Annotated in this window: 24 protein-coding genes; 15 read left to right on the top strand and 9 right to left on the bottom strand. The window is 66.8% G+C overall.

Annotated features, from left to right (window positions below; all coding sequences use genetic code 11):
• From AB7E83_RS25295 to AB7E83_RS25315, 5 genes are all read right to left on the bottom strand, one after another.
• On the bottom strand, positions 1-585 hold a 585-nt coding region (locus tag AB7E83_RS25295), incomplete at its 3' end, for a hypothetical protein (protein WP_428573759.1).
• Positions 551-1,849, bottom strand: coding sequence for a hypothetical protein (locus AB7E83_RS25300; RefSeq protein ID WP_428573761.1), 1,299 nt, complete (start codon positions 1,847-1,849; stop codon positions 551-553). The genes AB7E83_RS25300 and AB7E83_RS25295, both read right to left, overlap by 35 nt.
• A gap of 43 nt (positions 1,850-1,892) precedes the next feature.
• The gene (locus AB7E83_RS25305) at positions 1,893-2,810 is read right to left on the bottom strand and encodes a restriction endonuclease (protein ID WP_428573763.1); all 918 of its coding nucleotides are present in this window, start codon (positions 2,808-2,810) and stop codon (positions 1,893-1,895) included.
• Positions 2,807-3,721, bottom strand: a complete 915-nt coding sequence (locus AB7E83_RS25310) for an antitoxin (RefSeq protein ID WP_428573765.1) — start codon at positions 3,719-3,721, stop codon at positions 2,807-2,809. Before AB7E83_RS25310 ends, AB7E83_RS25305 begins: the two co-directional genes overlap by 4 nt.
• The gene (locus tag AB7E83_RS25315) at positions 3,721-4,812 is read right to left on the bottom strand and encodes a type IV toxin-antitoxin system AbiEi family antitoxin (protein WP_428573767.1); all 1,092 of its coding nucleotides are present in this window, start codon (positions 4,810-4,812) and stop codon (positions 3,721-3,723) included. The genes AB7E83_RS25310 and AB7E83_RS25315 overlap by 1 nt, the downstream gene beginning before the upstream one ends.
• Before the next feature lie 338 nt (positions 4,813-5,150).
• Here AB7E83_RS25315 and AB7E83_RS25320 point away from each other — a divergent pair, with 338 nt between their 5' ends.
• The gene (locus tag AB7E83_RS25320; protein ID WP_428573769.1) at positions 5,151-5,324 is read left to right on the top strand and encodes a helix-turn-helix transcriptional regulator; all 174 of its coding nucleotides are present in this window, start codon (positions 5,151-5,153) and stop codon (positions 5,322-5,324) included.
• Positions 5,325-5,369: 45 nt separating this feature from the next.
• Here the strand turns inward: AB7E83_RS25320 and AB7E83_RS25325 are convergent, their stop codons facing one another.
• On the bottom strand, positions 5,370-6,179 hold the full coding sequence (locus tag AB7E83_RS25325; RefSeq protein WP_428573771.1) for an IclR family transcriptional regulator: 810 nt from the start codon (positions 6,177-6,179) through the stop codon (positions 5,370-5,372).
• 74 nt (positions 6,180-6,253) lie between these two features.
• On the opposite strand from AB7E83_RS25325, the gene AB7E83_RS25330 reads away from it, so the two are divergent.
• The 9 genes from AB7E83_RS25330 to AB7E83_RS25370 are packed head-to-tail and all read left to right on the top strand — an operon-like array spanning position 6,254 to position 16,242.
• A complete protein-coding gene (locus AB7E83_RS25330; protein WP_428573773.1) occupies positions 6,254-7,729 on the top strand; it encodes a carotenoid oxygenase family protein in 1,476 nt (491 codons plus the stop codon).
• Between the two features lie 7 nt (positions 7,730-7,736).
• Positions 7,737-9,431, top strand: a complete 1,695-nt coding sequence (locus AB7E83_RS25335) for a class I adenylate-forming enzyme family protein (protein WP_428573775.1) — start codon at positions 7,737-7,739, stop codon at positions 9,429-9,431.
• Complete coding sequence (locus AB7E83_RS25340) at positions 9,428-10,126, top strand: alpha/beta fold hydrolase (protein WP_428573777.1); 699 nt, start codon at positions 9,428-9,430, stop codon at positions 10,124-10,126. The genes AB7E83_RS25335 and AB7E83_RS25340 overlap by 4 nt, the downstream gene beginning before the upstream one ends.
• A 50-nt stretch (positions 10,127-10,176) precedes the next feature.
• Positions 10,177-11,163, top strand: a complete 987-nt coding sequence (locus AB7E83_RS25345; RefSeq protein WP_428573779.1) for a Bug family tripartite tricarboxylate transporter substrate binding protein — start codon at positions 10,177-10,179, stop codon at positions 11,161-11,163.
• Positions 11,160-12,140 carry an NAD(P)H-dependent flavin oxidoreductase gene (locus tag AB7E83_RS25350; protein WP_428573781.1) on the top strand — a complete coding sequence of 327 codons (981 nt, stop codon included), beginning with the start codon at positions 11,160-11,162 and terminating at the stop codon, positions 12,138-12,140. Before AB7E83_RS25345 ends, AB7E83_RS25350 begins: the two co-directional genes overlap by 4 nt.
• Positions 12,130-13,626: a carotenoid oxygenase family protein gene (locus AB7E83_RS25355; protein ID WP_428573783.1), complete on the top strand. Its 1,497-nt coding sequence runs from the start codon at positions 12,130-12,132 to the stop codon at positions 13,624-13,626. Before AB7E83_RS25350 ends, AB7E83_RS25355 begins: the two co-directional genes overlap by 11 nt.
• Entirely contained in the window at positions 13,623-14,864 is a 1,242-nt protein-coding gene (locus tag AB7E83_RS25360; protein WP_428573785.1) for an acetyl-CoA acetyltransferase, read from the top strand. The genes AB7E83_RS25355 and AB7E83_RS25360 overlap by 4 nt, the downstream gene beginning before the upstream one ends.
• Positions 14,861-15,862 (top strand): SDR family NAD(P)-dependent oxidoreductase, encoded by a 1,002-nt coding sequence (locus AB7E83_RS25365; protein WP_428573787.1) that lies wholly within the window; start codon positions 14,861-14,863, stop codon positions 15,860-15,862. The genes AB7E83_RS25360 and AB7E83_RS25365 overlap by 4 nt, the downstream gene beginning before the upstream one ends.
• The gene (locus AB7E83_RS25370; RefSeq protein ID WP_428573789.1) at positions 15,859-16,242 is read left to right on the top strand and encodes an SgcJ/EcaC family oxidoreductase; all 384 of its coding nucleotides are present in this window, start codon (positions 15,859-15,861) and stop codon (positions 16,240-16,242) included. The genes AB7E83_RS25365 and AB7E83_RS25370 overlap by 4 nt, the downstream gene beginning before the upstream one ends.
• Here the strand turns inward: AB7E83_RS25370 and AB7E83_RS25375 are convergent.
• Both AB7E83_RS25375 and AB7E83_RS25380 read right to left on the bottom strand, forming a co-directional pair.
• On the bottom strand, positions 16,239-17,477 hold the full coding sequence (locus AB7E83_RS25375; protein WP_428573791.1) for an MFS transporter: 1,239 nt from the start codon (positions 17,475-17,477) through the stop codon (positions 16,239-16,241). The genes AB7E83_RS25370 and AB7E83_RS25375 overlap by 4 nt on opposite strands.
• 29 nt (positions 17,478-17,506) lie before the next feature.
• A complete protein-coding gene (locus tag AB7E83_RS25380; RefSeq protein WP_428573793.1) occupies positions 17,507-17,806 on the bottom strand; it encodes an antibiotic biosynthesis monooxygenase family protein in 300 nt (99 codons plus the stop codon).
• Positions 17,807-17,865: 59 nt separating this feature from the next.
• Here AB7E83_RS25380 and pxpB point away from each other — a divergent pair, with 59 nt between their 5' ends.
• From pxpB to AB7E83_RS25395, 3 genes are read left to right on the top strand one after another with little or no spacing between them, the layout of a single operon-like run.
• Positions 17,866-18,537, top strand: a complete 672-nt coding sequence (pxpB, locus tag AB7E83_RS25385) for a 5-oxoprolinase subunit PxpB (protein WP_428573795.1) — start codon at positions 17,866-17,868, stop codon at positions 18,535-18,537.
• On the top strand, positions 18,534-19,514 hold the full coding sequence (locus AB7E83_RS25390) for a biotin-dependent carboxyltransferase family protein (RefSeq protein WP_428573797.1): 981 nt from the start codon (positions 18,534-18,536) through the stop codon (positions 19,512-19,514). Before pxpB ends, AB7E83_RS25390 begins: the two co-directional genes overlap by 4 nt.
• Entirely contained in the window at positions 19,511-20,293 is a 783-nt protein-coding gene (locus AB7E83_RS25395) for a LamB/YcsF family protein (RefSeq protein ID WP_428573799.1), read from the top strand. The genes AB7E83_RS25390 and AB7E83_RS25395 overlap by 4 nt, the downstream gene beginning before the upstream one ends.
• A gap of 44 nt (positions 20,294-20,337) precedes the next feature.
• Here AB7E83_RS25395 and cspE read toward each other — a convergent pair whose 3' ends face one another.
• Positions 20,338-20,556, bottom strand: a complete 219-nt coding sequence (gene cspE / locus AB7E83_RS25400; RefSeq protein WP_428573800.1) for a transcription antiterminator/RNA stability regulator CspE — start codon at positions 20,554-20,556, stop codon at positions 20,338-20,340.
• A 182-nt stretch (positions 20,557-20,738) separates the two neighbouring features.
• On the opposite strand from cspE, the gene AB7E83_RS25405 reads away from it, so the two are divergent.
• Together AB7E83_RS25405 and AB7E83_RS25410 are read left to right on the top strand one after the other, a co-directional pair.
• Entirely contained in the window at positions 20,739-22,379 is a 1,641-nt protein-coding gene (locus AB7E83_RS25405) for a TolC family outer membrane protein (protein WP_428573803.1), read from the top strand.
• A 199-nt stretch (positions 22,380-22,578) separates the two neighbouring features.
• A partial coding sequence (locus tag AB7E83_RS25410; protein ID WP_428573805.1) for a DUF4347 domain-containing protein occupies positions 22,579-26,143 on the top strand: 3,565 nt, incomplete at its 3' end.

The following is a 26,143-nucleotide window of genomic DNA, read 5'->3' on the forward strand; positions in this document are numbered from 1 at the left end:
CTGCTCGCCGATATTCAGAAGCGTAACGACCCTGTGCGCGGGCTTGAGCGTCCAGATTCCTGCGCGCAGAAACTGCGCCAACGCCCGGTATTCACTCCCCTTCGAAAATGTGAGCAATGCCTCGACTTGCTCATACCCGGTTCCGTCAAAGTACGGACCCTTCAAGCGGCCTAGTCCTAATCGCGCGTCAAGCTCGTGCAACTCCTCCTCATCCAGGCAGTTGACCTTCAGTTCATGGGCCAACCAACGAGCGCTGTCCGGGATCTTCTTCTTGAACAGATACAGTTCCTCCAGTTGGAGAACGTCCTGCAGGCCCCTAACCCAGAGGATGCGATCGACCGCGCGACCGCTAGCGGTCTTGCAGTCGATTAGCAGACGAGACACGCCCCCGCTCGCGCTGAAACGAAATCCGAGCACATCCGCATCGGTCAAGTCCGTTCCCGCACGGGAGTTGGTATCCGCAGGCAAGGTAACTGAAACGTTGATCAAGGGCACATAGCCCAAGGCCCATGCCAAGCGCTTTCCCAGTAACTTGTAGGAATGATCTTGATCACTTGATGACACGATGAATTCCTCGTAAGTCATCGAGCAGCGCTCGGCCGAGACGGGCTGCGGTGCTTGTTTTAGGATCTAGTTTTCGCGTTGCAATCAGATCCCGCGCGCGCTTCCTATTCGCCTCCGGCAAAAGCAGCCCACCAGGCTCAGACTTGGAAAAATGGGCTTTGACATCAGCCGGCAATAACAGGGAGGAAGAGGCGTCCTCGCTTTGACCTGCACACATCGCAAGCGCCAAGTCTACCGCCGCAAGGTTGTCTTCCGTGTCATAGAGTCGGAAGCGGAAGCGTCCGCCTTCCGGCTCGATCCAGCCCACCCCCATGTTTGCCGCTGCGGCGTACTGCGACTGGATGTTCGAATGCGGCGTGCGGCCGATCATCTTCCTGTCGCGCAGCCCTCTCAGGATCGCGGTCGGGTCAGACACTTTTGTGATGGACGAGTAGCCTTCGCCATAGCGAACACATGCCAGAATGATGCGCGCCTTCTCCAAAATCGCACGAGGGTGGGTCGTCTTGAACGGGGCGAAGGCGAATGACTGTGCGCCGCCCGACGACACGATGGCAGGTGCACGGAGGATGTTTTCGTTGACCAGTTCGAGAACCAGTGGGTTGGTCTGTTCCAACGCGCTGATCGGCGCGCCCGGGTGTGCCTTGGCCGCTTGGAATACGGCCTCGATATCGCTGTGTGCGCCGGGGTTCTTGGCGATAAAGTTCAACAGCGTCTCTGGATTCTCCTCGGTGAAGAGCGGCGCGTAGAGAATCGGAACACGGTCTTTCGGGGAGTCGTACTGCCGAAGGTAGCCGCCAAGGTCACCGATGTCCACGACTGTTTGAATGTCAGCCGACGTCAAACCCAACTCGGACTCTAAGGTTTCTAGCGGCACCGGCGCGACCGTGAGTCGATCAATGATGGACATCGTCGCTTGCTCAAGTTCCCCGGGCTTGCGCACCGACCACTGCTCGCCGAGCGCACCATAGACCTCTTGAAAGTACGGGATGGACTCTTCAATGCGTGTCGGCGCATAGGCATTGGGGACTACGCGTATCCAGCCGATCTGTTCCAGAGTCCCCAGAACGGTAGGCAGCGAGTCCGACGAGATGCCGAGATTGCTGCAGAAGCCGTGGAAACCGACGATATTTTCGATGGTGTCCAAGCCACGGATGTGTACGGCGAGCTGCGCCGCCATGCCGATCTGGCGTGTGATCGGTATGGTGGCCGACACGCGCAAATCTGAGACATCGCGCAAGCCGGACTGGACATCCTGCGCTCGGCGGCCGATAGCTTCGCGGTCCATAAATTCCTCCTTATCTCTTCCGTTTTGTAGACTTAGCAAACCCCTACGGCTTCTTCTCGGCACCCGAGAGCGGATGAACGTAGATCAGGCCCTTCGTCTGGGCACCCTTCACCTTGCGGTCGATCATGTCTCGCAGCGTGAGGTGCCCTTCCAGCACCAGAATCAGGTCTTCGCCGTCGATGAAGAGTGTCTGAATTTCCTTGCCCGTTACAAGACTTCGGATCACTTCGGGACTGAAGCCATTCACCGAAATGAAGAGGCCACGTCCGTATAGCTTTCCCGCCACCTTGCCGGCGAACTGGTAGACAGGCTCATTGCTCGCGGACCGTTCTTGCCACTTGGCTTCGATCAAGTAGTGTTCGCCATCGAACTTCACTGCGCCGTCGATTTGCTCCCCGCTGACGCGGAAGGCTTCTGTGGTCTCCAGCCGTGAGAGACGCGACAACTCGGCCAAGATGCGCTCCAGCGCGTAACCGCGCTGCTGCCGCGAAGTCTTGTTTGCGAGTAGGTCGAGGTATTCGGCGCGCAGTTGATCCAGCGACGTCGTTGGTTGTTGGCGCTGTGCTTCTTGCGCCGCTCGGCGATCACGATCAACCCTAATCTTGGCATCCCGGATTTCTTGCAATTGGCGCAGATGCTCCAAGTTCTTGGTCGCCGTGCCTCTATCCAGTTTGCGCAGCTTGTCGAAGTAGTACGGGTCAAAGTGGGACCAATTCAGCAGCGACTGCAGCATGGCGCGGAAAGGCCCGAGCCCTGAGTCTGACCTCGCCGCGAGCGCTGTGAACAGCGCATCGACGATTTCGTACCGCTTGAGGGCGCTCTCTCCCTCAAGCGGCACGGACTCAAGCTCCGCCTTCGTGCATCCGTGTTTCTCGAAGAAGCCGACGATGTCCTTCCGCGGCCAGAACAGCGACAGGATGCAGTCCTTCATGCAGCCCTTGATATCGGCAGGAAAACTCATGCGGCCCCCTCGTCTTTGGCGACCCGGTCGAGAAGCCGCGAAATCACATCACTGGCCTGTCGCTGACGCAATGCTCTCGCCTCACGTTGCTCGGGCTCGTCCCCTTCACCCAATTCAAATTTGGCGACGGCAACCGGTCCGTCCTTTCGGAAGCCCTCGGTCTTATCGTCGTCCGTGAATCGGCCGCGCAGAATTGCTAGCGAGGACTCGACTACTGCACCGTGCTTGCCGCCTCGCTCGTTGCGGAAAGCCTGGGCCACAACGTCGATGCCCTCAGCCGCATGCTCGATGCAATAGATCAGGTCGTGCGCGTCTTTGCGTTCGAATCGCTGATCGAACGCGAAGGACTTCAAACAAGTGAAGCTGACGAGGTTGGCGTGCTTGATCTTTTCGGTTGCCACGCCGTTGCCGCCCAGAAGTTCGGCTTGAATCTCAGCGACGTCGTGCAAGTCGAAGACGATGGACGAGTGTGGAATGTTCAGCGCAGAGATCGTGCCGTCGGTGGGTAGTGGCTGGACCTTGCCGCCAGCAATGTCCGGCGCGTCGGCCAGCAGTTCCAGCACCATAAGCGCCCCTTGCTCGGTCCGGGTCTGCCATCGCCACGAAAGTTTCTGCTGCTTCTCGTTCTCGGCCCGCTCGAAGCCCATCTTCTTGAAGTTGTCCTCCAGCGTACGGTATGCCTCGGTGTCGGCGAGGATCTGCAGGTCGATGACGATGTCGACGTCCAGGGTGCCGGCATGCGCCGGCACGTTGGGCGGCCGAGTGGCAACGAGGTAGCGCGGCGTGAGCCCCCCGACCAAGTAGACCGAGTCTTTCCAGGGTCCGAGACCTCGCAGCAGCGTGACGAGCACGCGCTCGCACTCCACTGTGTACTTGTCGCTGTAGCCGTCAAGCGTCGCGGGTTTAGCCATCAGAAGCCGATCCTTTCCTTTCGAAAGTGCTCGGCCATCTCTTTACCCCGGCCTTCGCCGCGCAGCAAGTCCAAATAGATCTGGATTGGGCTTGCTAACCACACCTCGCTCACACGTTCGCGAAACAACAGGTCGCCCGGCGACTTCACCTCGATGATGACGAGGTTCGCGCCTTCGGTGACCGGTCGCGCGTTTAGGTCGATCAGCGCCGCATTAACAGAGGCGCCAACGAGCACGCGCGCGCGCACCTGCGAGACGTGGGACAGGAATGGTGCAAGCTGTTGTGCTGCTGCCTCGTGGGTGAGCGCGTAATCGACTTCGCGTGATTCGAAAACGTCTGCCAGTTGCTTCGCCAGCGCATCGGCTTTGATGCCTGCCACATAGTATCGAGGCAGGGTCTGCAGCCTCGTGGTGACGAGTTGCTTGACCCAGGCGTCCAGTAGGGCTCCGGGCTCACGCAGATGTCGTTCCTTGCTTGGTCCTTGGCCTCGTGACGCAAGCCACTCGAACCGGTCGAGCTCGGTCAACACTTGCGAAGCGGTGGCTGGCGACACAAGAGCCTCGCGTGCAAGTTCCGTCACACCGAACCAGTCTCGCTGCCGAACCAGTAAGGCATGTAACACTTGGGCGCGCCGGCCCGAGAACAAAGCACGAATTGATTTCGCAAGGGTCTTCGGCGGGGGCTTGTCGATGTAGATGTACGCACCCGGGGCGGACAGAAACAGGCTGCCGCCGCTGTCGTAGTAGCCCACCCCCTCTTTCCTCAGCAATTCCTTCGCGCCTGGTGAGATGGTCTCGGCGATCAGCAGTGTCAGACGCATCCTTTCCTGCCTGCTGCGTTGCGCTGGACTCCTCTCCCGCAGATGCCAAATCATTTGGCGAACTTCTCGTGGATAGACGGCCTTCTTGGCTTCCACGAGGAGGATGAAGGACTTCCCAGCGACACGCAGAGCTACGTGTGCGTTGTACTCGCGCTCCATCGGAGGTCTTTGCGCCTTATAGTCGAGTTCCGCTTCCACTTCTGGAAGCTCCTTGAGATCCTCGACGAAACGCTCTATCAGATGTTGCTCGGTTGTGCGTGATTCATACACGATCAGGATCCATTCACTGCGCAGTGAATATTTGCTGATCCTAGCCGTTATTCGCTAAAAATGCAATATTTACTGTGCAGCGAATAATCAGATGTGGTGTCTCCCCTCCGTCGCGTGGCTCTGAGGCCGGCTGAAGTTCGGAGTGCGGTTGAGCGCTAAAGGTCCTCCCAGCAAGTCGAGATCGTGGACTATCACTGACAAGGGATCATCATGACGCGGACCATCCCTCCCGTTTCGCCCGGCGAGATGCTCGAAGAGGAGTTTCTCCGGCCGTTGGGCCTTTCGAATATCGCCTCGCGAAAGACATCGGCGTTCCTGCGCAGCGCATCGGCGACATCGTGGCCGGCAAGCGCGCGATCACGGCGGACACCGATCTGCGACTCTGCCGCTACTTCGGGTTGAGCGACGGGTGGTGGTTGCGCGGTCAGGTCGCGTTCGAGACCGCACTCGCCAAGGAAGCTCTGAAAGAGGAGCTTTCCCGAATTCCGAAGTGCTCGCTGCTTCCTGCTTGATTTCGTCGCGGCACGAGGTGCGGGCGTGCTCGAAGACCCACCCGATCACGCCAGCCGCCGCGCCAGATCGATCAGCTTCGGCCCCACATCCTCCAGCAGCCAGCGCTCGTTGAGCGTTCGGCGCTGGAACGACGCGTTGATCGCCCCGAGCTCGCCGCGGTCCAGCCGGCCGAGCGGCACGGCCACCGCCTGCACGTCCGGGTAGACCTCGCCCACCGAGGTGCAGCACCCCCAGCGGCCGTACTCGGCGAGGGCGTTCAGCAGGCGGTCCTTGTGCCGCGTCCATTCGTCCGGCGCCTTCACCTGGATCTCGTTGAGGATGGCCTGCCGCTCCTGCGGGCTGCACACGGCGAGGTAAGCCCGGCCGACCGCCGTGCCCACCATCGAATACGTGCGGCCGATGTCGATCGGATGGCCGGTGCGCTCGCCGCCGCGCGTGACTTCGATGCACACCATGTCGAGCCGGTCGCGAATGGCGATGGCGACCGTGCCGCGCACCTGCTGCGCGAGTTCGAGCATGCCGGCGCGCGCGCGCTGGCGCACCGGAAAGGTCTCGAGCAACGGGAAACCCAGCGACAGCACCGCCGAGCCCAGCCGGTACTTGCCCGAATCGCGGTCCTGCGCGAGGTAGCCCATGCACATCAGCGTGTAGACGAGGCGCGATACCGTCGGGCGTGGCAGGGAAAGCCGTTGCGCGAGATCCTTGTTGCCGAGCACCGGCTGCGCCGGCGTGAAGCAACGCAACAACTCCAGCCCCCGGGCGAGCGTGGTCGCGAACTGGCGGTCGCCCTCGTGCTCGGCATACGCCTGCGGGGACCGGAATACGGCACTGCGCGTGCCCGACTCGTTTGACATATCGAAATTGTGGCCGGAATAACGAGCCGGAACGAGGCGGGAAAGCCCGGTGTTCCTACAGTGTGGCCACTGCGATGAAGAAGCGCCTTCGCGGCGCGCCTCCCCCGATGAAGCTCGACGACCTGCCACGCCACGAAATCCCCGCCCTCGACGGCAACAACGCCCCCATCGACCGCGAGGACGTGTTCGAGGACCTGCCCGTGATCGGCGAGATGCCCACCGATTTCGCCGGCCTCTACGTGCGCAACGGCCCGAACGCCTACTACCCGCCCGACTGGCGCTACCACGCCTACGACGGCGACGGCATGCTGCATGCCGTGCGCTTCGACCACGGGCGCGTGAGTTACCGCAACAAGTGGGTGCGCACGGCGGCGCTGGGCGAGGAACAGGCCGCGGGCCGCGCGCTGTGGAAAGGACTCAAGGAGAAGTTCCGGGCGGACCGGCCGGACGAGCCGCTGAAGAACACGTCGAACACCGACGTGAAATACCACGCGGGCCGCCTGCTGACGATGTGGTATCGCTCGGGCCTGCCCTATGCCGTGGACCCGTTCACGCTCGAGACGCTGGGCAGCGCCGACTACGACGGCGCCATCGACCGCATCTCCGCGCACTCGCGGCCCGACGAGCACACGGGCGAGCTGATGTGGTTCGACTACTCGCTGCAGGCGCCGTACATGCGCTACGGCGTGATCGGGCCGGACCGCAAGCCGCGCCACGCGATCGAGATCCCGCTGGCCGGCCCGAACCTGCCGCACGACATGGCGGTGACCGAGCACTACACGATCCTGCACGACTTCCCGCTGCGTCCCGACCCCGAGGCGCTGGCGGCCGGCCGCTACAAGGTGCAGTTCCACCCGGACGAGCCCTCGCGCTTCGCCGTCGTGCCGCGGCACGGCGCCGCGAGCGAGATCCGGTGGTTCACCGCGAAGCCGGCCTACATGCTGCACGTGGTGAATGCGTGGGAGGACGGCGACGAGGTCGTGATGGTGGGCACGCCCTACCGCCTGCACGAGAGCGAGCCCGGCCGCATCGACGTGCGCCGGCTGGAGCGCACGATCAACCAGCGCCAGCGCGACTTCCTGCTGTACGAATGGCGCTTCGACCTGAAGACCGGGCAGACCCGCGAGCGCGTGATCGACGACGTGCTCAACACCGAGTTCCCGGTGATCAACGGCGCCTACCAGGGCAGGCGCAATCGCTGGTCGTATCACGTGGTCTTCCCGCCCGGCGGGCGCGAGGAGCCGCGCTTTCCCGGCCTCGTGAAGTACGACCTGGAGACGGGCGGCTACATCGCCTACAGCGCCGGGCCGCAGTTCTTCTACAACGAACCCGGCTTCGCGCCGCGCGACAACCCCCGGTCCGAGGACGACGGCTATCTCGTCTCGCTCGTGTGGAATCCGCGCGAGCGGCAGTCCGAGATCCAGGTCTTCGACTGCCTGGGCGCGCGCCTGGCCGAAGGACCCGTGGCGCGCCTGCCGCTGCCGCGCCGCGTGCCGAACGGCTTCCATGCGACCTTCGTGAGCCAGCGGACGCTGGACCGCTGGAAGTGACGAAGCCATGATCCTCGTGCCGCCGGAGAAGATCGCGGACTACGTGAAGAAAGGCTGGTGGGGCGAGCGCACGCTGGCGGAGATCTTCATCGCGACCGCGCTGCGCCAGCCCGAGACGCTGGCCGTGGCCGATCCGCCCAACCTGTTCGCGCTGTGCGGATTGCATCCGCGCCGCTGGACGTGGGGCGACCTGCTGCGCGAGGTGGGGCGCATGGCCGCGTTCCTGCACGCGCAGGGCCTGCGCAAGGACGACGTGCTGGTCGCGCAGCTGCCCAACTGCGTGGATCTGCACGCGCTGTACCTCGCCTGCGCGGCGACGGGAATCGTGATCTCGCCGGTGCCGGTGCAGTACCGGGGACATGAACTCGCGCATGTGCTGGGCATGACGGGCGCGCGGATGGCGATCACGACGGAGCGCGTCGGCAACCATCGTTCGGCCGCGTTGTGGGCTGAACTCGCGCCCCAGTTCGCCGGGACGTTGCAGCAGGTGCGGATGCTGGGCGCGTCGATGGACGGGCAGGAGGCCCCCTGGGATGCGAAGGCGCTGCGCGCGCACATGCAGGCGCATGGCGTCACCGCCCACGATGTCCTCACCGTCTGCTGGACCTCGGGCACCGAAGCGCGCCCCAAGGGTGTTCCGCGCAACCACAACGAGTGGCTGATCGTGGGGCAGTCGGTGATCGACGCCGGGCAGTTGCAGCCTGGCGCGCGCATGGTCATTCCGTTTCCCTTCGTCAACATGGCCGGCGTGTCGACGAGCCTCGCGGCATGGCTGCTCGTGGGGGGCACGCTGCACCATCACCACCCGTTCGATCTCGACGTGTTCGTCGCGCAGTTGCGCGACGAACCGACCGACTACACCGTGGCCGCGCCGGCGGTGCTGAGCATGCTGCTGAAGGACCCGGCGAAGCTCGCGGGGGTGGACCTCGGCCGCTTGAAGCGCCTCGGCTCCGGCGGCGGGCCGGTGGCCGAATGGCTGGTGGAGCAGTTCGCGCAGCAGTACGGCGTGGAGGTCGTCAACTACTTCGGTTCCAACGAAGGCGCGGCGCTTTCGTCCGCGCCACAGGACATACCGGACCGCCGGCAGCGCAGCGCCTATTTCCCGCGCATCGGCGTCGAGGGCTTCACCTGGTCGCTGTCGAACGCGAGCAAGATCCGCACGCGTCTCGTCGACCTCGACACGGGCGCCGACATCGAGGAGCCCGGCCGAGTGGGCGAGTTGCGCTTCCAGGGGCCGACGATCTTCAGCGGTTACTTCCGCGCGCCCGAACTCACCGAGCGCGCGTTCGACGAGCAGGGCTACTACCGGACCGGCGACCTGTTCGAGATCGCGGGCGACCGGCGCCAGTTCTACCGCTTCGCGGGCCGCCACAAGGACATCGTGATTCGCGGCGGCATGAACATCTCGTGCGAGGAGGTCGAGGGCCTGTTGCTCGCGCATCCCAAGGTGCGCGAAGCCGCGGTGATCGGTCTCCCCGATCCGGTTCTCGGCGAAAGAGTGTGTGCCGTCATCGCGCCCCAGCCGGGCGCGGCCGTCGACCTGCAGGAGCTCGTCGAATTCCTGCGTGGCGAGGAGCAGGTCGCCCCCTTCAAGTGGCCGGAGAAGCTGATCCTGGTGGAGGAGCTTCCCCGCAATCCGCTGGGCAAGGTGCTCAAGCGCGAACTGCGCGCGCGGCATGCGCCGACGGAGGCCGCGGCATGAAGGCGACGCTGCTGCTCGTGCCGGGCATCCTCAACGACGAGCGCCTGTGGGATGCCGTCGCGCCGCAACTGGAGTCGCTCGCGGACGTGCGCCGCGCACCCGCGCCGTCGCAGGACAGCATCGCCGCGATGGCGGATGCGGCCTGGCGCCTGCTCGACGATCTTCCCGCCGATGCGCCCGTGGTGCTGGGCGGCTTCTCGCTGGGCGGCTACGTCGCGATCGAGATGCTGTCGCGTCCCGCGCGGGCGGTACGCGGCGTGGCGCTCATGTCCACCTCGGGCCGGCCCGAATCGCCCGAGGCGCACGCGGCGCGCGAGAAGAGCATCGCGGCGATGCGGAAGGATTTTTCGCGCGTCCTCGACGGCATCCTTCAGTTCGGCACGCATGAAGCGACGCGCGGGCTGCTGCTCGAACTCAAGGACATGATGCTGCGCGTGGGCGCCGAGACCGCGATCCGCCAGAACCGGGCGGCGCAGGGGCGTGGCGATCACCGCGCGATGCTCGCGAAACTCGATCTGCCGGTCACGGTGGTGTGCGGCCGGCAGGACCGCATCACGCCGCCCGCGCTGTCCGAGGAACTGGCCGCGCTCGTGCCGGGCGCGCGGCTGCAATGGGTGGATGGCTGCGGGCACATGCTGCCCGCGGAACGGCCGGACGCGCTGGCGGATGCCTTGCGTCCGCTGCTGATTCGATGAAGTACCGACGAACGACAACAGACGACAGAGACAGGACACGGAGACACGACATGAACAAGCGAACCCTTCTGCTGGCCGGCGCCGCGATGGCCACCTCGGCGCTCACGGCGGCGCTGCCCGCCGCGGCCCAGACCTTCCCCGACAAGCCGGTGCGCGTCGTGGTCCCCTTCGCGGCCGGCAACACGCTCGATACCGCGCTGCGCCAGGTCGCGGAGGAATTCCGCCGCAACACCGGCCAGCAACTGCTCGTCGACAACCGCCCCGGCGGCGGCGGCAACATCGCGGCCATCGCGGTCGCGCAGGCGCCGGCCGATGGCTACACGCTGCTGCTGTCCAACACGAGCATGCTCGCGATCAATCCGCATACGTTCAGCAAGTTGCCCTACGACGCGGAGAAGAGCTTCAAGCCGGTCTCGGGATTCCTCGGCGCGTCGCTCGTGCTCGCAGTGAACGCCTCGGCCGTGCCCGCGAACAACCTGAAGGAGTTCGTGGCCTGGACGAAGTCCAAGCCCGGCGCGGTGTCGTATGCGTCGTTCACCGCGGGCAACTCGTCGCACTTCGCCGGCGTCCTGCTCAACCGGCGCGCCGGGCTCGACATGGTTCACGTGCCCTACAACGGCACGCCGCCCGCCGTGCAGAACCTCGTGGGCGGACAGGTGCAGGCCGCCTTCCTGCCGCTGCTCGCCGTCAAGCCGCACGTCGAATCGGGCAAGGTGAAGGTGCTGGCCGTCTCCACGCCCAAGCGCTCGCCGCTGCTGCCCAACGTGCCGACGTTCACCGAGGAGGGCTATCCCGATCTCGAGATCTACATCTGGGCGGGCTTCTCCGCGCCCGCGGCGACGCCCGATGCGGTGATCGCGCGGCTGAACGCCGAACTGACCAAGGCGCTGAACTCGCCGGAGATCCAGCAGAAATGGCGCGACATCGACTTCGAGCCGCTGCCGATGTCGCCGGATCGGTACCGCAGCTTCGTGCAATCCGACAGCAAGCGCTGGGCCGAGGCGGTGAAACTCTCGGGCTTCAAGGCAAGCGAATGACGCCGCACGAATTGCTCCTGCGCCTGCGCGTGCCGGTGGTGGCCGCGCCGATGTTCCTCGTGTCCGGCCCCGAGCTGGTCGTGGCGGCATGCCGCGCCGGCATCGTCGGCGCGTTCCCCACGCCGAATGCGCGGCCCATCGAGGTGCTCGACACCTGGATGCGCGAGATCGTCGACGCGCTCGCCCGCGCACGCGACGAGCAGGCGCCCGAGAGCATCGGCCCGTGGTGCGCGAATCTCGTCACGCATTCGTCCAACACGCGCCTGTCCGACGACCTGCGGCTCATCGCGCGCTATCGACCGCCCGTGGTCGTGACGGCGCTCGGCAGCCCCAAGCCGGCCATGGAGGCCGTGCATGGCTACGGCGGCCTCGTGATCGCCGACGTCACCAACCTCACGCTCGCGCGCAAGGCGGTCGCGGCGGGCGTCGACGGGCTGGCCTGCATCTGCAACGGCGCGGGCGGCCACACCGGCACGCTCTCGCCCTTCGCCTTCGTCAGTGCCGTGCGCGAGTTCTACGACGGGCTGATCATCGTGGGCGGCGGCATCACGGACGGCTGGGGCGTGGCCGGCGCGGTGGCGGCGGGCGCCGACCTCGTCTACATGGGAACGCGCTTCATCGCCACGCGCGAGAGCATGGCCGATGCCGCCTACAAGCAGATGCTGGTCGACAGCACCGTGGACGACATCGTGGTGAGCGCGGGCCTCACCGGCACCGCCGCAAGCTGGCTCAAGCCCTCGCTGCGCTCGCAGGGGCTCGACCCCGACAACCTGCCGGCGGCGCCGCCGCGCAGCTACGACAGCAACGACGTGAACAAGCCCTCGCGCTGGCGCGACATCTGGGCCGCGGGGCAGGGCGTGGGCGCGATCAAGGCGGTGGACCCGGTCGCGACCGTGGTCGAGCGCCTGCGCGCCGAATACGACGCCGCCGGGCGTCGCTTCGCCCGGCGCATCGAAGGATCTTTCGATGCAGCTTGAAGTCATCGACCGCATCCGGCCCACGCTCGTGCCGGGCTCGCATCCGTACATGACGGGGCCGTTCACGCCGAACTACGAGGAAGTGAACGCGGGCGAACTGGAGGTCATCGGCGAGGTGCCGAAGCGCCTGAAGGGCGTGTACCTGCGCAACACCCAGAACCCGGTGCATCAGCCGCGCGGCACGTATCACCCGTTCGACGGCGACGGCATGCTGCATCTGCTGCGCTTCGACGAGGGCCGTTGCGAATACCGCAACCGCTTCGTGCGAACCAAGGGGTTCGTGCAGGAGCAGGCGGCGGGCCGTGCGCTCTATGCGGGTCTGATCGACAGGCCCTCGCTCGCCGAGCTTCCCGGCTGGGGCGCGCGCGGCGGACTGCGCGACAGCGCGGCGACGGACGTCATCGTGCATGCCGGCAGCGCCCTCGCTACCTTCTACCAGTGCGGCGAGCCCTACCGGCTGGATGCGAACACGCTGGAGTCGCGCGGCGTCTCGGCGTGGAGCGAAGAGGTGATGAAGGACGGCGGCATCTCCGCGCACCCCAAGGTGTGTCCGCGCACGGGCGACCTGCTGTTCTTCAACTACTCGAAGACCGCGCCCTACATGCATTATGGCGAAGTGGATCGCCACGACCGGCTCGTGCATTACGTCCCCGTGCCGCTGCCCGCGCCGCGCCTGCCGCACGACATGTGCTTCACCGAGAACTTCGCGATCCTGAACGACTTCCCGCTGCACTGGGACGAGTCGCTGCTCGCGCAAGGCCGGCACAAGCTCGTCTATCGCGAGCAGCAGCCGTCGCGCTTCGCCATCGTGCCGCGCCGGCATGCGCCGCAGGACGGTATTCGCTGGTTCGAGGCGAGCCCGACCTACGTGCTGCACTGGCTCAATGCGTGGGAGGAGGGCAGCGAGATCGTGCTGCACGGCTACCATCAGGCCACGCCGATGCCGCGCGGCGGCTACGACAACAAGGGCGCCACGCTGGGGCCGGAACGCTACGGGCCGACGCTTTACGAATGGCGCTTCGACCTCGCGACGGGCCGCACGCGCGAGCGCCGGCTCGATGCCCGGGCGCTCGAGTTCGGGATGATCAACGCGCGGTACTGGACGCGGCCCTATCGCTACTCGTACAACATGATCGCGCACCCCGGCTCGTTCCTCTTCGACGGCATCCTGCGCTACGACCATACGACGGGCGAGTCGCAGGAATATCGCTTCGGCGAGGGCCGCTTCGGCAGCGAGTCGCCGATGGCGCCCTGCCATGACGCGGCGGCGGAGGACGATGGCTACGTGGTGAGTTTCGTCACCGACATGAACGCCGACCGCTCCGAATGCATGGTGCTCGACGCGCGCGACCTCGCGCGCGGCCCCGTCGCGCGCATCGTCCTGCCGCACCGCATCAGCAGTGGCACGCATGCGTGCTGGGCCGACGCATCCGAAATCGACCTCAGCTTTTATTCCGGCAGTCACGCACAAGGAAACCGGCCATGACCTCCCCCGTCTACATCCTCGGCGGCCACCAGACCGACTTCGCGAAAGTCTGGTCGCGCCACGGCGAAGACATCTCCGACATGACGCGCGAGACCACGCTGCATACGCTCGCGGCGAGCGAACTCGACGCGTCCGCCATTCAGAGCATCCACGTCGGCAACGCCTTCGGCGAACTGCAGCGCAGGCAGGCGCACCTCGGCGCGATGGTCGCGCAGGTCGTGCCCGATCTGTGGGGCGTGCCGGCGATGCGCCACGAGGGCGCGTGCGCGTCGTCGTCGCTCGCGGTGCTCAGCGCCATGGCCGAGATCGAGGCGGGGCGCTACGACTGCGTGCTCGTGCTGGGCATCGAGGAGTTCAAGAACACGCCGGGCAACGAGGCGTCGGTCAACCAGAATGCCGCCGCCTGGCAGGGCCGCGAGGACATCGATTGCACCTTCATGTGGCCGGCCGCGTTCGGCCGCGTCGCGCAGGAGTACGAGCAGCGCTACGGACTCGACCGGCGCCACCTCAACCGCATCGCCGAGATCAACTACACGAATGCGAAGCGCAATCCGCTCGCTCAGACGCGCAAGTGGAACTTCGACGAGCGCGCGTTCACCGACGACGACGAGGCGAACCCGATCATCGAGCCCGGCACGCGCCGGCAGGATTGCGGGCAGATCACCGATGGGGGCTGCGGCGTCGTTCTGGCGTCGGCTCGCTTTTCCGAGGAGCACGCGCGCCGCACGGGCCGCAGCCTGGATCGCATGGCCCGCATCGCGGGCTGGGGCCACCGGAATGCGGGGCTGCGTCTGATCGACAAGCTCGAACGCAGCCGCGGACAGACCTACGTGTTCCCGCATCTGCGCGACGCGCTTCAGGATGCGTGGCGGCGCTCCGGCATCGAGGGCGTGGACGCCGTCGACGGCATCGAACTGCACGACTGCTTCACGACCACGGAGTACACGGCCATCGACCACTTCGGCCTCACGCCCCCCGGCCAGAGCTGGCGCGCCGTGGAGGACGGCACGATCGCGCCCGGCGGGAAGTGCCCGGTCAACATGAGCGGCGGACTCATCGGCTGCGGCCACCCGGTCGGCGCGACGGGCAGCCGCATGCTGCTCGACGCCGCGCGGCAGGTCACCGGACAGGCCGGCGACTGCCAGATCGAAGGCGCGCAGCGCGTGCAGACGCTCAACATCGGCGGTTCGTGCGCCACCGTGGTGAGTTTCGTCGTCGAGGGCGGGTCCGCACCATGATCATGTCCCTGCTGCGCAACGCGAACAATGCGCCGCTGAAGAAGGTCATCGCGTTCTACGTGCGCTTCACGCCGAGCTACAGCGCGATCGGGTATCGCGCGCGCAGCGTGTTGTGGGGACGGCTGAAGCCGGATTTCCGCGGCAAGACGTGGCTGGTGGTCGGCGGCTCCGAAGGCATCGGCGGCTCGGCGGCGCGGTCCGCCGTCGCAGCCGGCGCGCGCGTGATCTGCGTCGGCCGCGATGCCGGCAAGCTCGCGGCCTTCGCGCAATCGACCGCGCATCCGGAGATGGTCGTGCCCGAGGTGGCCGACTTCTCGCTGCGCAGCAGCGTGTGGACGCTGCTCGACAGGCTGCAGGCGCGCGGGGTGAAGATCGACGTGCTCGTGAACAACGTGGGCATCCAGAAGCGCGACCAGATCATCACGCGTGAAGGCCTGGAGACCTCGTTCGCGACGAACATCCTCAGCCACTACCTCTTCACGAAGGAAATGCTGTCGCGCGGCATGCTCGCCGACGACGCGACCGTGATCGAAACATCGTCCGGCGGCATGTACAACCATGCGCTCGCGGTGAAGGATCTCGACATCACCGGCAGCGGCTACCTGGGTTCGCGGGCTTACGGACTCTCGAAGCGCGCGCAGGTGGTGCTCACGCAGTACTGGCGGCGGAAGTTCGCCGGCACGCAGCGGCGCTTCTACGTCATGCATCCCGGATGGGTCGACACGGCGGCGATCAGCCGTTCGATGCCGCGCTTTCGCGAGACGCTCAAATCGGTGCTGCGCGACGATCCGCAAGGCGCCGACACCATCGTGTACCTGGCGGCGAAACGCCCCGACCAGAAGTCCGACGAGTCGATCTGGTTCGACCGCAAGGAGCGCACCGCGCACATTTTCCCGCGTACGCGCGCGACGACGGACACGCCCGACACCCTGGTGGCGATGCTCGACTCCTACTGCGAGCGCGACGCCGAAGCCGTTGCCACAAGAAAGGCCGCATGACCGACGACGACAAGATCGCCATCTTCCGCCGCATGGCGCAGGCCTGGCAGGACCAGGACTTCCGCACCTGCGCGGACCTTTTCGCACCCGACGGCGTCCTGCATTCCGTCATGCTCGATCCGGTGGTGGGTCGCGAGGCGATCTACGACCGCATCTCGAAACTCGCCGCGCCGAACAAGAAGGTGACGCTGCACATCCACCGCATCGGCGTGATCGGCGATGCGCTTTTCACCGAACGCACCGACGAGATCGTGATCGACGGCCGCAGCGGCGAGTCGCCCGTGGTGGGCGTGCTGACCTTCGAAGGCGGCAAGATCAAGCTGTGGCGGGAGTATTACGACCGGGCGCAGTTGATGCGCGCGGCGGGGCACGCGAGCTAGGCCCCGCCCGCAGGCCGATGCCTGCGCAGTTCCATCGCCACCCAGACGCCCGTCAGCGTCAGCATCGCCGCCGGAGCGGCGAGCAAGGCCACCGGTCCGCCGTGGTCGAACGCGAAGCCCGCGAGCAGGGTGCCGATCGACTGGCCCAAGAACAGCATGAACGCGAAGAGCGCCACCGCCGTGCCACGCGCGGTGGGCGCCATCTGCGTGGCATGGGCCTGCAGCGTGTTGTGGAACAGGTAGGTGCCGAAGCCGATGGCGAGCGCGACCGGCGCCGCCGTCCAGGCCACCGGCGAGAACAGCCAGCCGAGAAAGCCCAGGCCCATCAGCACGCCGCCGACCTCGAGCATGCGCACCTGGCCGAAGCGCGGAATGATCCAGCGCGCAAGCATCGCGTAGACGAGGCCGCCGACCGCATACAGCACCAGCATGCCCGCGGCGGCCGAGAGGCTCAGGCCGAAGCGCTGGTGCAGCATGGCCGGCATGAAGGCGAGCGGGCCGAGGAGGAACACGCCCTCGGCGAAGGAGGCGGCGAGCACGACGCGGCTGAAGCGCGCCTCCACCACCAGCGCCCAGCTCTTCAGGCCGCGCGGCGCGGGCTCGCCGGACGGGGGCTGCGGGCGATGCGGCTGCAGGCGCACCACCATCAGCACGGCCACGGCCACATAGGCGACGGCCATCGTCGCGAACGCCCCGCGCCAGCCGGCGGCGCTGTCCGCGAACAGGCCGCCCGCGAGCTGCCCGGCCATCATCCCGGAGATCGTCCCCATGAGCATCTTGGCGAGCACTGGCTGGCGGTCCTCGAAGGGCACCGCGTCGCCCACCCAGGCGAGGATGAGCGGCACGACGCCTGCGGCGGCCACGCCCCAGCCGATGCGCGTCGCCATCAGCGTCCCGAAGCCGGGCGCCGCCGCCGACGCGCCGGCGAAGACCGCGCAGCCGATCACTGCCACGGTCACCATCCGTGCCTTGCCGAAGCGGTCGCCGAGCGGCCCGAAGACGAGCTGCATCAGGCAGTAGGCGAGCGAGAAGGCGATGACGAACCATCCGGCGCGGCCGGGCGTGACGGCGAAGTCGGCGGCCAGGCGCGGCAGCAGGCCGTCGCACACGCGCATCGCCACGCCGCTCAGGAAGCCGGCGGAGGCGAGGACGAGGATGGTTTGCGTATGGCCCGCGCGCGCGGGCGGCGCGGGCGGCGCGGAGGGCGCGGGCGGAGTCGCGGGTTCGGACGGCACGAAGGGGAGGGTGCGCGCAGGCGCTGCCCTCAGCTGCTGCTGGAGATGTCGAAGTGCTCCACCACCGGCGGCTGCGCGAAATAGGGGCCGATGATCTCGCGCCACTGCTTGAAGAGGTCCGACTGGCGGAAGCCCACGTTGTGGTCCTCGATGGAATCCCACTGGACCATCAGCACGAAGCGGCCCGGCGTCTCGACGCACGAATACACGGTGTGGCCCCGGTAGCCCTTGGCCTTGCAGATGACGGTTTCGCCCGCGCGCGCGATGGCTGCGGCGAACGCGGCCTTGTCTTCGGGCTTGACGCGGATGTCGGCGATTTCGGTGATCATGGTCCCGCGATCTTAGACGAGCGCCACGCCCGCGCACGCGAGACGGTATAAACCACCCGATGGCACCGACGACCGATCCGCCTCGAATCAGCGCCCTCGGCGCGGGCGGCCTGCTGCTCGACGCGAGCGGCACCGCCTATGTCGAAGCCGTGCAGCAGCGCGTGTGGTCGCTCGCGCGCTCGTTCCACGACGACCCCGAGCTGCCCATGCGCGAGGTCGTGCCCGGCGTGAACAACCTGCTCGTCGTCTTCGACCCGCTGCGCGTCGATGCCGACCGGGTGCGGGCCGCATTGCTGGACCGATGGGCAGCGGTCGCGCCTTCGCAGGAGGCCGGCCGCGAGATCGAGATTCCCGTCGCCTACGGCGGCGCGGCGGGCGACGATCTCCCGCGCCTGGCGAGCGAAGCGGGCCTCTCGGTCGAGCAGTACGTGCGAATGCACAGCGGCACCGTCTATGGCGTCGCCTGTATCGGCGCGATGCCGGGTTTCGCCTATCTCGCGCCCCTGCCGCCGCAGCTTGCCGTGCCCCGGCGCGCGGTGCCGCGCCAGAGCGTGGAGGTGGGCACGGTGATCGTCGGCGGCGCGCTCGCGGGCATCATGCCGGTGACGGCGCCCACGGGCTGGCACTCCATCGGCAAGACCGAGGCCGTGCTGTTCGATGCGATGCGCGATCCGCCTTGCCTGTTCGCGCCCGGCGACCGCGTGCGCTTCGTCGTGGAAGGCATCGCGTGATCGAGATCCTGAGCGGCGGAGCGATCAATGCGGTGCAGGACCTCGGGCGCGAAGGCTGGCAGGCGATCGGCGTGAGCCGCGGCGGCGCGATGGATGCGCATGCGCTCGCGACGGCGAACGCGATGGTCGGCAACGACGACGGCGCGGCCGGGCTCGAGATCGCGCTCTTTCCGTTTCGCATGCAGTTCCGCCGCGATGCGTATTTCGCCTGCACCGGCGCGCGCGTGAGCTGGAAGCTCGGCCGGCTGGAGCGCACCGGCTGGTGGGCCGCGCCGGCGCGCGCGGGCGACACGCTCACGCTGGAGATGCCGCAGGCCGGCGCGCGCGCGTATCTCGCATTCTCGGGCGGCATCGACGTGCCGTGCGTGCTCGGCTCGCGCGCGACCGATCTCAAGGGCGGCTTCGGCGGCTACAAGGGCCGCGGCCTGCGCAAGGGCGACCTCGTGCCCCTGGCGGACAGGGAGCGGCCGCGCGAGCGCCCCGTGGGCACGACCTCGTCGGTGCGCTCGTCGTTCTGGGAGGAGGCCATCGCCGGCTGCGCCACCGTGCGCGTGCTGCCCGCGGCGGAGTACGGCGAATTCACGCCGGAGGCGCGGGCCGCCTTCGAGGCCACCGAATACAGGCTCACGACCGATTCGAACCGGCAGGGCTATCGCCTTCAGGGCCCGGAACTCGCGATGACGGCGCGGCGCGAACTGCTCTCGCACGGCATCCTGCCGGGCACGGTGCAGGTGCCGGCGTCGGGGCAGCCGATCATCCAGCTCGCCGAGGCCAACACCTGCGGCGGCTATCCGAAAATCGCGAATGTGATCGAGGCCGATCTGTGGCGCCTCGGCCAGTTGCGCCCCGGCCAGCGCATCCGCTTCGCGCGCACCGACCATTCAAGCGCCGTCGCGGCGCTTGCAGAGCTCGCGGCCGAGCATGCGCGCATCCGCGATGGGCTCGCGTTTCATTCAGGACACCGGAGAAGGCAATGACATCCCCCACCACGGCTTCAGTCGACCTCAATTGCGACATGGGCGAGAGCTATGGCGCATGGCGCATGGGCGACGACGAGACCATGCTCGACTTCGTCTCTTCCGCCAACGTCGCGTGCGGCTTCCATGCGGGCGACCCGCACGTGATGGCGCGCACGTTCAAGGCGGCGGCCGAGCGCGGGGTGGCCGTCGGCGCCCATCCCGGCTATCCGGACCTGCAGGGCTTCGGGCGACGCACCCTCGACTGCACGCCCGCCGAAATCGAGCATTTCGTGGCTTACCAGATCGGCGCGGCGCAGGCCGTGTCGAAGTACGCGGGCAATCCCATCCGGTTCGTGAAGCCGCACGGTGCGCTCGCGAACGTGTCTCAAGTCGACGCGGCCGTGGCCGGTGCGATCGTGCGCGCCATCGCGGCGGTCGACCCCGGCCTGGTGCTGCTGACCTTCGCGGATGGGGAGGCGCGGCGCATCGCGCAGGAGATGGGAATTCGCGTGTGCGCGGAGATCTTCGCCGACCGCGCGTACACGGAGCGCGGCGAACTGGTGTCGCGCAAGCTGCCGGGTTCGGTGCTCCACGATCCGGCGCAGGTGGCCGATCGCGTGCTGCGCATGGTGCAGGCGGGCGCGGTGGAGACGCAAAGCGGAAAGATGCTGCCTTGCCCGATCGAATCGATCTGCGTCCACGGGGACAGCCCGGGCGCGGTGGCGATGGCGAAGGCGGTGCGCGAGAAGCTCGAGGGCGCCGGCGTTGCCGTGCGGCCGTTCGCGTTGGCGCGTTGAATTGGGGGGAGAGGGTGAGCGCCGCTGCTGCGGCGCTCGGTCGATCAGGCGACCACGCGGATGTTGGAAGCCTGCGGGCCCTTGGCGCCCTGCGTCACTTCGAACTCGACGCGCGCGTTTTCGGCGAGCGTCTTGTAGCCGTTGCCCGTGATTTCGCGGAAATGCGCGAACAGGTCCTTGCCGCCGCCGTCCGGCGTGATGAAGCCGTAGCCCTTGCTTTCGTTGAACCACTTCACGGTGCCGGTGGTGGTGGGAGTCGTCATGCGATTGTCTTTCGATAGGGGAAGTTGCCGCGCGGGAAAAACCGCCGCGCGGTGCGAACGCCAAGAAACCTTCGGGGGGATATTCGACGACGACTCGCCGCCGGAAATGCAAAGGCGGGAGCGGGGAAGACAAACCTGGAAGAAGCTGACTCTTGGAGACGTCGGCGATGCGATGGTAACCGATGTCGGGCGGCGGCCCATCCGGAAGGCGGAATCCGCTCGGTTATGATCGACCTCATCCGTCGCGACAAGAGGCAAGAGGAAGTGTGCTGATCAGTTTCCGTCGGGCGGTACTGGCCGGTGCGTGCATGGCGGTGTGCGCCGCGTGGGCCGTCGAGCCGCCGGGCGGCGCCGACGCCCCGCTCGCGATCGCCATGAGTCACGCGCTCCTGGTCCGTGCAGCCGTCTCCACCGCCCCGCGCGCCGCGACGCAGGCCACGTCCACCGCGTCCACCACGTCCACGTCCACCTCGGTCGCATCCGCACCCTTGTCGCTCGCGCCTGCGTCGCTGCTCGGTCAATCGGTGCCCGCGAATCCGTTCCTCGCCGGCACGACGCTTTCGCTCTCGGAAGCCTATGGACTCGCGCTGCAGAACGATCCCACCATCCGCTCGGTGCGCCATGCCACCGACGTGCGCCGCGAGCGCGTCCCGCAAGCGCGCGCGCAATTGCTGCCCAACATCTCGGCCAGCCTCTCGCGCTACCGCAACGATCTCGAGAGCACGAGTCCGTCGATCGGCGGCAGGACGACGTCGCGCCTCCTCTACAACAGCAGCGCGAACTCGATCACGGTTCGGCAGCCCATCTACAGGCCCTTCCAGCGCGCCGACCTGCGACAGGCGCGAGCCGAAGTGCGGGATGCGGAGGCGCTGCTCCAGGTCGAGGAGCAGAGTCTCGCCGTCCGCACCACGCAGGCGTATCTCGAGGGTCTGGCCGCCGCCGACCGGCTCACGCTCGTGCGCGCCCGGCTCCGCGCGTATGGCATCTACCTGGACGCCGCGCGCCGGCGATTCGAGGGCGGCGCGGGCACCCGCACGGACGTGGACGAGGCCCAGGCGCGCATCGATCTCGCACTGGCGCAGGAGCTGGAGGCGCAGCAACTGGTCGAGCTGACGCGACGGCAGCTCGAGGCGATCACGGGCATGCCGGTCGCCTCGGTCGTTCGCATCGACGCATCGACGCTCGCGCTTCGATTGCCCGAGCCTGCGGAGCTCGACGCCTGGCTCGACCGGACGGAGGCCAGCAGCCCGGAGCTGCGCGCGTTGAAGGCGCGCCTGGATGCCGCCGTCCAGGGCGTCGAGAAAGCGAAGGCGGGGTTCAGGCCGACCCTCGACCTCGTGGCGCAGTGGTCGGTGAGCAGCAGCGAGAACGTCACGCAGATCAATAGCCGCTACGACCAGAAGCTCATCGGTCTGCAGTTGAATGTGCCGCTGTTCACCGGCGGCTATGTCTCGTCGCAAGTTCGGCAAGCTACGGCCGAGCAGGTTCGAGCAAGCGATTTGCTCGAATCGGCGCGGCGCGAGCTGCGGGTGCGAGCCCATAAAGAGTACCGAGGTGTCAGCGAAGGCATCGCACGTGCCCGCGCGCTCGAGCAGGCCGTGCGGTCGGCTTCGGTCCTCGTCGACTCCGCTCGCCGCTCATTCGAGGGGGGCGTGCGCACGCTGGGAGACATTCTCGGCGCCGAGGAGCAGCTTGCCGCCGCTCAACGGGAACTCGATGAAGCGAGATATCTCTATCTGCTTTCTCACGTCAGGCTCCGTGCTCTTGCGGGGCAGGCGGACCGGGCTGCCATGAACCAGTTCAACGGCTGGTTCGGGCGCTGACTCGGCCGCCCGGCGTCTATCAGAGACGTCGCAGGAAACAAACAGACCTCCGAATGCGCTGAAAGCCGGAACTATTTGGCGGGCAGCCGGATGGTAGTGGGTGAGACTAACGGATACAATTCGTTGTAACCGAGTGTTTCGAGTCTCGTAACAACCTGTCGTCGGATTGACGGCGACCACTCAGGGGATTAAAGGGCACATGGCCGCACGGACGTTCTCGACTGTATATGCCGCGCGTCGGCACCCCGGAACTTCGAGCATCGAGGTGGTCCCGGGTGCGCTCGGCCACGTCTCGGTCGAAGGCCAGTCGGCGGATTTCCTGCGGCTGAACTACGGTGACGTCGATGTCACTGGCGTTCTGTCGGGTGCACTGATCGTTGCTGGCGCCCTGCGGGCTTTCTATGTCGAGCCGAATTCGCAGCCCGCATCGGCCGATGCGGTGACGGCTGACGCGGGATACCTTGTCGTCACCGATCCGGGATTCTTCGAGGCGATGACCGCGAGCGGCGCCCCCCTGTGGGTCACGCTTTCCGAGTCGCGCATCGCGGCGGTGTTCGATGCGCTGGGAATGACCGGTAGCGCCGTCCCCGTCCTGGAGCAGGCCGCTTCCGCATCCGTGGACGCTCCGATCGTCCCGGCACAGCCCGCCTCGGATGTCTCGGCGATCGACCCTGCGACCGTGTCGGCTCTGTCGGCGCCGGTTCCCCTGTCGGCGACGAGTGCTTCGGTTTCGCCCGCGATGGTCGTCCCGGATGCGCCGGTCGCGGCTGCTCTACCCGTGGAGGCGGTTGACGTTGCTGCGGCCGAGCTGCCTATTTCACCGGAGCCCGCGCAGGCAGTGCCTGCGACCGCGGCGCCCGAAGGCACGGAGCTGATCTTCATCGACCCGACCGCAGGCGACGTCGAGGGCTTCCTGCAAGGCGTGAAGGGCCAGGTCGTCCGGCTGACGGCGGACCGGGATGGCTTCGAGCAGATCGCCGAAGCGCTGGCGGGCCGCTCGGGCGTCACCGCCATCCATGTGCTCGGCCATGGCGAGCCCGGCGAAATTCGTCTCGGCTCCACCGTGCTCAACTCCGGCACGATCGGCGGGTACACGGATCTGCTGGGCCGCATCGGTTCCTCGATGGCGGCGGACGCCGACATTCTTCTTTACGGTTGCGACGTCGCCCAGGGCGACGGGCCGGCGCTGATCGACGCCATTGCGCAGGCGAGCGGCGCGGATGTCGCTGCCTCGACCAACGCCACGGGCGCGGCGTCGAAGCAGGGTGACTGGGTCCTCGAGGCGTCCACGGGGGCTATCGAGGCCGCCACCCTCACGGCGGACCAGTTCGACAACCTGCTGACGGTTGCCATCAGCGCGGGCGACGGGGCGCTGATCGGCGCCTACGGCAATACGTTCTGGAGCGTCGACGTCACGAGCGGCAAGGCCATCCAGCTGACGACCGTTCCCGGCACCATCGGCATCCACACGCTCTCGGCCGTGGTGAACTCCGTGGCGGTCGATCAGGCGAACAACCTGATCTACTACGTTGACAGCGAGTCGACGAGCCCGACGACCTGGGCGCTCTTCGCCTACAACTACATCACCAACACCCATTTCGTCGTCAACGACGACCTGCGAACCGCCGGCGTGACCGTCGGTTCGCGCGGGGTGGGCAGCGGCGCCGCCACGTTCTACAACAACACGCTGTTCCTGGGCGTGGAGCAGAACGTCAGCACCACGAACACGATCTACAAGATCACATTCACGAACAGTGGGCAGACGGTGAATACCGTCTCGACCTTCACGACCAACACGGGCGTGGACTGGGGCGACATCGGTTACTACGCGGCCAGCAACTGGATCATCAGCGGCAACACGAACAACATCATCCGCTACAACGCGACCACCGGGTCACAGGTGAGCACCGCGACTCACACCTGGAGCGGGCCGCAGCTGGGCGAGAGCAACACCGGCAAGGCATACGTGCTCAGCGGCTCCACGGTCCGCGAGTACACGCCGACGAGCACGTCGATGGGCACGTCGATCAACGTGACCACCAACGGCACGACGACGATGACGTTGTCGATGGCGGACGGCGCGGGCTGGACGCCGCCGACGGGGTCGGTGAGCGGGCAGATCTACGTGGACGCGAATGCGAACGGCGTGCTCGACTCCGGCGAGCAGCTGATGGGCAACGTCACCGTGGAGATTCGGGAGGACCGCGACAACGACGGCGTCTACGACACGAGCCCCACGGCAGAGCGCCTGCTTGCCACCGATACGACGGACGCCAACGGCAACTTCAGTTTCACGGGGGCGCTTCCGGGACATTACATCGTTCGCGTCACGGACACGAATGGGGCGCTGGGCGCTTCCCCGACGTACTCGCCGGCCAGCGGCGTCAGCGGCACGGGCGACGTTCTGACCATCGGGCAGGTCGTCACGGGCGTGAACATCGGCGTGACTTCGGCTGTGCCCGGCATCACGGTGACCGGCGCTCCCATCACGACGACCGAGGCGGGGACGACCGGCACCTTCACCCTGCGGCTGACGAAGGCGCCCACCGCGAACGTGGTGCTGACGATCAGCGGACTCGACGCCAGCGAGCACACGATTTCGGGTGGAAATACCCGCACGTTCACGACAGCCAACTGGAACACGGCACAGACCGTGACCGTCACCGGTGTCGACGATTCGCTGATCGACGGAAACATCGCGTATTCGCTGACGGTCGTCTCCAGCGGCGCCGCGACCTACACCGGGGCGAATGCGCGTACGGCCACGGTGTCTGTCACGAACGTGGACAACGACGTGGGCAGCGTGATCGCGGGCAGTGCGATCACGACTTCGGAAGCCGGCACCACGCAGACGTACACGCTGCGCCTGGGGGCGCAGCCCGTTGGCGATGTCGTGCTGACGATGTCGGGACTGGACGCGACGGAAGGCAGCCTGTCCGCGTCCGCCTTGACGTTCACGACCGCGAACTGGAATACGAATCAGACGGTCACGGTCACGGGCGTCAACGACGACCTGATCGATGGAAGCATCACGTACACGCTCACGGCGACGTCGAGCGGCGACGCGGGGTACAGCGGGACCAATGCGAAGACGGCGACCGTCGCGGTCACGAATCTCGACAATGACGTCTCGGGACTGACGCTCACGGGTGGCCCGACGCTGACGACGACGGAAGCGACGGGTACGACGCAAACCAAAACGTTCACCGCCGTTCTGGACAAGGCGCCCGCCGGTAACGTCACGGTGACCTTGACGGGCCTGGACGCGACCGAAGGCAGCCTGAGCGCCAGCACGCTGACGTTCACGACGGCGAACTGGAACACGGCGCAGACGGTGACGGTCACCGGCGCGGACGATGTGCTGATCGACGGCGACATCACGTACACGCTGACGGCCACGACGGGCGGTGACGCGACCTACGCGGGCACGAACGCGAAGAGCGCGACGATCAACGTTCGCAACGTCGACGACGACGTCTCGGGGTTGACGCTCACGGGCGGGCCGACGCTGACGACGACGGAAGCGACGGGCACCGGGCAGACCAAGACCTTCACCGCGGTTCTGGACAAGGCTCCCGCCGGTAACGTCACAGTGACCTTGACGGGCCTGGACGCGACCGAAGGTAGCCTGAGCGCCAGCACGCTGACGTTCACGACGGCGAACTGGAACACCGCGCAGACCGTCACGGTGACGGGCGCGAACGACGACCTGATCGACGGCAACATCACGTACACGCTGACGGCGACCACCGGCGGCGATGCGA

Origin of the sequence: Ramlibacter sp. (genome assembly GCF_050250995.1) — a bacterium.
Taxonomy (GTDB): Bacteria; Pseudomonadota; Gammaproteobacteria; order Burkholderiales; family Burkholderiaceae_C; genus Ramlibacter.

Excerpts from the sequence above, each read along its gene's own strand:
- AB7E83_RS25395 (WP_428573799.1), top strand. The coding sequence starts at position 19,511 with ATGACATCCCCCACCACGGCTTCAGTCGACCTCAATTGCGACATGGGC.
- AB7E83_RS25365 (WP_428573787.1), top strand. The coding sequence starts at position 14,861 with ATGATCATGTCCCTGCTGCGCAACGCGAACAATGCGCCGCTGAAGAAG.
- AB7E83_RS25355 (WP_428573783.1), top strand. The coding sequence starts at position 12,130 with ATGCAGCTTGAAGTCATCGACCGCATCCGGCCCACGCTCGTGCCGGGC.
- AB7E83_RS25300 (WP_428573761.1), bottom strand. The coding sequence starts at position 1,849 with ATGGACCGCGAAGCTATCGGCCGCCGAGCGCAGGATGTCCAGTCCGGC.
- AB7E83_RS25305 (WP_428573763.1), bottom strand. The coding sequence starts at position 2,810 with ATGAGTTTTCCTGCCGATATCAAGGGCTGCATGAAGGACTGCATCCTG.
- AB7E83_RS25360 (WP_428573785.1), top strand. The coding sequence starts at position 13,623 with ATGACCTCCCCCGTCTACATCCTCGGCGGCCACCAGACCGACTTCGCG.
- pxpB (WP_428573795.1), top strand. The coding sequence starts at position 17,866 with ATGGCACCGACGACCGATCCGCCTCGAATCAGCGCCCTCGGCGCGGGC.
- AB7E83_RS25350 (WP_428573781.1), top strand. The coding sequence starts at position 11,160 with ATGACGCCGCACGAATTGCTCCTGCGCCTGCGCGTGCCGGTGGTGGCC.
- AB7E83_RS25380 (WP_428573793.1), bottom strand. The coding sequence starts at position 17,806 with ATGATCACCGAAATCGCCGACATCCGCGTCAAGCCCGAAGACAAGGCC.
- AB7E83_RS25340 (WP_428573777.1), top strand. The coding sequence starts at position 9,428 with ATGAAGGCGACGCTGCTGCTCGTGCCGGGCATCCTCAACGACGAGCGC.
- AB7E83_RS25335 (WP_428573775.1), top strand. The coding sequence starts at position 7,737 with ATGATCCTCGTGCCGCCGGAGAAGATCGCGGACTACGTGAAGAAAGGC.
- AB7E83_RS25325 (WP_428573771.1), bottom strand. The coding sequence starts at position 6,179 with ATGTCAAACGAGTCGGGCACGCGCAGTGCCGTATTCCGGTCCCCGCAG.
- AB7E83_RS25345 (WP_428573779.1), top strand. The coding sequence starts at position 10,177 with ATGAACAAGCGAACCCTTCTGCTGGCCGGCGCCGCGATGGCCACCTCG.
- AB7E83_RS25330 (WP_428573773.1), top strand. The coding sequence starts at position 6,254 with ATGAAGAAGCGCCTTCGCGGCGCGCCTCCCCCGATGAAGCTCGACGAC.
- AB7E83_RS25405 (WP_428573803.1), top strand. The coding sequence starts at position 20,739 with ATGTCGGGCGGCGGCCCATCCGGAAGGCGGAATCCGCTCGGTTATGAT.
- cspE (WP_428573800.1), bottom strand. The coding sequence starts at position 20,556 with ATGACGACTCCCACCACCACCGGCACCGTGAAGTGGTTCAACGAAAGC.
- AB7E83_RS25310 (WP_428573765.1), bottom strand. The coding sequence starts at position 3,721 with ATGGCTAAACCCGCGACGCTTGACGGCTACAGCGACAAGTACACAGTG.
- AB7E83_RS25370 (WP_428573789.1), top strand. The coding sequence starts at position 15,859 with ATGACCGACGACGACAAGATCGCCATCTTCCGCCGCATGGCGCAGGCC.